Raw genomic sequence first — 5,352 nt, forward strand, 5'->3', positions numbered from 1 at the left:
GGTCTTGTTTTGAATGAAGTTTCGAGGCCTTATATCATTTAAGTTTTATTGGGGGAAACCGGTCGAGGCCCATGGCATGGAGACCAGGAATAACCAGGCAGGATAACCAGGATAAGGAGTGTTGTTCATGTTGAACAGAGCAGTGCAGAACCGTAAGGGCTCTGGAGTTTTGTGTGCCTTATTCGTTTTTCTGTTGGGAGCGATGCCGGCCGAGGCGCATTTCTTTTCCATAATTCCCGACACGACGCTCCATGCCGTGCCCGTTGGCAGGGAACATCAGGCCAAGCTGTCCTTCACCGAGGAATTTTTGAAGGTCCAGGCCGGGGCGGCGCACCTGAAGCTGGGCTCCGATATCTTCTCGGCCCGCTTTCTTTACAAAGATGGAACGTCCCAGAATTTCCCGGCCTTCAAGGACCACGACGAGCCCGGAGCCGGCGTGGAAACGGGCACGGATTCCCACGTGTCCCGTGCGGTGTTGAACAAAGAGGGCACGGTTATCCTCGAAGCAAGGGTAAATAAGGTCCCTTACGTTCCGTCCCCCAAAATGAAGATGCTCTATTGGGGGTACTCGAAGCAGATCCTGAATGCAAAGGCGGACGGCCTGTCCACGAAGTCGGCGGGCGGCGGTGAAGTGCTCGAGATCGTACCGATGAGCGAGGTTGCCGAGTTCTCCGTTGGGAAGACGGTTAAGTTCAAGGCTCTGTTCAAGGGCAACCCCCTGCCCAAGGCCGAGGTGGAGTGGGCCGACCAGCAGTCCCCGTCCGTCATAGGCGATGAGGGCCCCACGAATACCAAGGAGATTGCAAAGACCGCGGCGGACGGAACCTTCGAGTTCACCATAAAGCACGCGGGGTATAACTGTTTCGGGATCATGCACGGTATCCCCGTGTCGGGAGCGGACAGGAATTTCGACTATTCCGCCACAACCTTGATCGTCGATGTCCCCGAGGCTTCGGCTTCCTCCGAGAAGAGCGGGGGGAGCGGCTGCAACAGCGGTTTCGGCATCATGCTCCTTGCAGCGGTGGCTGCATCCGGGCTTATCGGAGGACGTCGTTCTTCCAGGTTCTAGGTAACGTGGTTCCAGGTAACTCAAGCAACACGCTTTTATAACGCGAAAGTGCTTCTCAAGCGATTTGTTTCGTGCGCATGGCCCCCATCGGCCCGATCCACAGCCCATCTCCGCAACGCGTATAGCATACAATCCGTAGAAAGTGCCTCCCGCAGGTTTTACATAGCGCGGGGGGCTTTTTTTCGCCCTTGCCGCCGGGTTGCGTTATAATTCCCCTGTGGAGTCGGGATCGGTCTTTTTTCGACTCCTGTCGGTACCCCGACGCCTCCGCCGGGTACCCGGACAAAATAACGAAGGAGAAGACATTATGATGAATATTGCCTTGATGTTCGATATCGCAGCGGGTTGTCTCTTGGCCTTTTTTGTCGTCCGCGGTGCTCTCCGTGGGCTGTCCGGCGAGCTCATCGCCCTGATTGGCCTCATCGCCAGCGTCTTCTGCGGATGGACCTGCGCCCGGCCCGCGGCCGAGTTCCTCCTGGGGTACTTCCCCTCCTGGGACCCCACGCTCGTCGCCCTGATCTGCGCCGTGGTCATCTTCGTGGGCGTCTCCCTGCTCTTTACCTTCCTGGGACATCTCCTGCGCCTGCTGATCCAGGCCGCGAACCTGTCGATGGTCGATCACTTCTTCGGGACGTTCGCGGGCGCCCTGCGCACCTTTTTCGTCATCCTCTTCATCTACGGCGTCGTGTCCATCTTCTCCCCCATCCTTCCCTCGGACTGGCTGAGGGAGAGCTACGCCATGAGGGGAGCTGCGGTCGTGTGGCCGCCCGTGATCACCTTCCTGTCCGACCGCGGCTGGGTGGATATGAACCGTCTGGTCTCCGCGGACCTCGGGGTCTCGTTCGTCCAGAAAACGCTCGTCTCGTCCGACGTCGCTTCCCGGGACGTGGCCAGCTCCGATGCTCCCGCGAAGGAGGGAAACTGAGAGCCGGCTATGATTGCAGCTCCCTCCGTCCTCGAGCTTCTGGAGTTCCATAAGGCCCTCGCGCCCTTCAGGGAGCGGCTGAGGGGGGAGCTCGGCGTGCGCGCCCTGGAGGGGGCCTCTCCCTGCAGGACCCTCGAACAGCTCGAAAAGCGCGCCGCCCTCCTGCGGGGCTGGATCGACTTCGTCGACCGCTGCGGGGAGATATCCTGGAACGCGGCGCTCGCTCCGGTATCGCCCCTCTTCGAGGGGGCGAAGCGCAGCGGCATCCTCTCGGGCGAGGAGCTTCTGTCGGTCCGGGCCCTCCTGGAGGCGGCGAAGCGCGTCCGCGGAGAGCTGACCGGGGCCGTGGAGGACTTTCCCATCCTGGAGGCCCTTCGGGGAAGGCTCCGCGACTTCTCGCCGGAGCTCGAGGCGCTGGCCGTGGTCGAGGACTCCGGACGCCTGGCCGACGGCGCCTCGCCCAAGCTCCAGACGATCCGCGGGGAACTGGAGGCCCTGAAACGCTCGGGCCGCCGCACGGCCGCGCGCCTGCTCGAGGACCCCCATATTCTGAACATGCTGCAGGAGCGCTCCCTGGCCTGGCGGGACGGGAGGTTCCTGCTGCTGGTGCGCCAGGAGTACATCAACCGCTTTCCAGGTCTGGCCGTCGACCGCTCCGGGTCGGGGAACTCCGTCTACATGGAGCCCCGGATGCTCTCCTCCGTCAACAACGGGCTGATGCTCAAGACGCGGGACGAGCGCGACGAGGAGCGCCTCATCCTTCTGGAGCTCACCCGCAGGGTCCTCGCGCGGGAGCGGGCGATCGTCGATGCGGAGAACGTCCTGGGCGACCTGGACCTCTTCTGCGCGTCCGACTCCCTGATGCGCACCGAGGGCTGGGTGATGCCGGAGCTGACCCGCAAGCGGGCCTTCAGGCTGGTCGGGGCCCGGCACCCGCTGCTCCGGGGGGCCGCCGTGCCCGTGGACATCCGCTGCGGCGATTCCTTCGGGACGCTGGTCGTCACGGGGCCCAACACGGGGGGCAAGACGGTCGTGCTCAAGACCGCCGGGGTGTGCCTGGCGATGGCCTGGTCGGGGCTCCCCATTCCGGCCCGGGACGGCTCGGAGGTCGGGAACTTCGACGCCCTCCACGCCGATATCGGAGACGAGCAGAGCATCGAGCAGAACCTCTCCACCTTCAGCGCGCACCTCAGAAACATCATCGGGATCCTCGGCTCCGCGACGCGCTCCTCCGTCGTCCTGCTGGACGAGCTGGGCGCTGGGACCGACCCGCAGGAGGGCGCGGCGCTGGGCGTGGCGATTCTGGAGACGCTCCGGCAGAAGGGCAGCCTGGTCCTGGCGACGACGCACCACAACCCGATCAAGCAGTACGCCCTGACGACCCCCGGGGTGGAGACGGCCAGCATGGAGTTCGACGCCGAGCGCCTCTCCCCGACCTACCGCCTGCTGATGGGGGTCCCGGGCAAGAGCAACGCGCTGATGATCGCGCGGCGCTACGGCATGCCGGAGTCCGTGCTGAAGCTGGCCCAGGGGGCCCTGGACGCCCGCGCGGCCTCCGCGGAGGACCTGATGGGGGAGCTGAACGAACGCCGGGCGGCCCTGGAGCGTGAGGAGCACGAGTTCCGGGAGGCGGTCCGGGAGACGGAGCGCCTGAAGCAGCTCTACAGGGACCGCGTGGCGGAGATAGACTTTCAGAGGGACAAGATCATGGAGGCGGCGGACCGCCGCGCCGCGAACCTGTTGAGCCGGGCCGAGGAGACCTCGCGCGGCATGATCCGGGACCTGGAGGGGGCGGTGAAGACGGCGGCGCATCGGGAACTGAACGACAGACGGCAGCAGATTCACAGGCTCCGGAAGGGAATGGAGCGGCGCCAGGCCAGGCGTGAGGAGCGGGAGATCGAGGCCCGGCCGAAGTCCTTCGTCGTCGAGCCCGGGGTGACGGTCCAGGTGGCCGGCAGCGGGGTCGTCGGGCTGGTCGAATCCGTGTCGAACGGCAAGGCGCGTCTGGCCGCGGGGCCCATGCACCTGGAGGTCCCGGTCGAGCGGCTGGTAGCCACGGACCGGAAGGCCAAGGTGGCCCTGCCGCCCGCGGACACCACCGCCCTGATGGGCCGCGAGACGGTGCCCTCCTCCATCATGTTGCGGGGCATGAGCGTGGACGAGGCCCTGCCGCTGCTCGCGAACTACCTGGACCGGGCCTACCGCGCCCACCACGCGAGCGTCGTCGTCATCCACGGGCGCGGCGAGGGGATCCTGCGCCGGGAGGTCCATGCACTCTGCGCGCGCCTCAAGTACGTCAAGGACTACCGCCTGGGCGGTGCGGGAGAGGGAGGTTATGGGGTCACCGTCGTGACCTTTGCCTGATCTCATCTTTCAATCGGAGGCTAGATTGTCGAGCCAAATGCAACGGGCAATATGAAACCACCGAGAGGGTCTGGGCATATCAATGCAGGTGCGGATGGAAATATCTTTGGAGGCTCGCATCAGCTTATGGAAAAGATTCGTCTCAATGAATTGAATAAGGCTTTGCGCCAATGCGGCATAGGGCTCGATCTCGACGAAATTGAGAATACACCCGCTTTTAGAGTGTATCATGTTCATAATTGGAACCATGGTTATGACGGCTTTTATGGAATAAAGGTATATGAAGATGGAAGCTACGATGACGGCACCGCAGACTTCCATGGAACAAGACGGCAGTTTTATAGGGATATGCAGGAAACGATCGACTTTCTACTTGAATATCTCCATTTCAAAAATATTCAAGAGTTGATTATAGCGCCATGTTACCGATACAGCCCGTTTTCATCCGATGATGTGGAGCATAATGATATTTACGAGGAAATCTATGCTTTTTTGCGGAAAAACAATGTTCGAAAGAATGAGCGCTCCGGTATAAAAACGAACATCGAAGATGACACCGGGCCGCTGGAGATGATCGTAGAAGGAGCTTTCAGAGGAATTTCGGATTTATGTTTATTTGCGCCGACTCATAAGATGCTTATCGCTCCGCATCATCATTTCGGTTTTACGTTTTTTACCCGACAAAAATCACTTGAAGTGGAAATAGTCGCTGAGTTGTTGAGCGGCTATCCGGATTTGCGTTGCTTCAACGGCAAAGAAGGATAGACGAATGAAGGGAGCGGCCTGCGGCGTTCCGCTCGCGTGTTCCATGTATGGAGCACGGATATTAAGTATATTCCTCTGAGGCAGGGGTACATGTACCTGGCGGCGGTAATGGACTGGCACAGCCGTTATGTGCTGTCGTGGGAGTTGTCGAACAGCCAGGACAGCGAATTCTGCGTGAGGGCGCTGGAGGCGGCATTGAGGCGGGGTAAGCCTGAGATATTCAACACGG

4 protein-coding genes and 1 pseudogene are annotated in these 5,352 nt (G+C 61.5%); all 5 read left to right on the top strand.

Going from position 1 to position 5,352, the window contains the following annotated elements; all coding sequences use genetic code 11:
- Positions 1-127 precede the first annotated feature (127 nt).
- Entirely contained in the window at positions 128-1,069 is a 942-nt protein-coding gene (locus Q0176_RS03035) for a DUF4198 domain-containing protein (protein ID WP_299299127.1), read from the top strand.
- A 307-nt stretch (positions 1,070-1,376) separates the two neighbouring features.
- A complete protein-coding gene (locus Q0176_RS03040) occupies positions 1,377-1,994 on the top strand; it encodes a CvpA family protein (protein ID WP_299299128.1) in 618 nt (205 codons plus the stop codon).
- 9 nt (positions 1,995-2,003) lie between these two features.
- Positions 2,004-4,358, top strand: coding sequence for a Smr/MutS family protein (locus tag Q0176_RS03045; RefSeq protein ID WP_299299129.1), 2,355 nt, complete (start codon positions 2,004-2,006; stop codon positions 4,356-4,358).
- Between the two features lie 126 nt (positions 4,359-4,484).
- Positions 4,485-5,123: a hypothetical protein gene (locus Q0176_RS03050; RefSeq protein WP_299299130.1), complete on the top strand. Its 639-nt coding sequence runs from the start codon at positions 4,485-4,487 to the stop codon at positions 5,121-5,123.
- Between the two features lie 45 nt (positions 5,124-5,168).
- Positions 5,169-5,352, top strand: a pseudogene (locus Q0176_RS03055) (DDE-type integrase/transposase/recombinase); the annotation flags it as partial.

This window comes from uncultured Fretibacterium sp. (assembly GCF_938040765.1).
Taxonomy (GTDB): Bacteria; Synergistota; Synergistia; order Synergistales; family Aminobacteriaceae; genus CAJPSE01.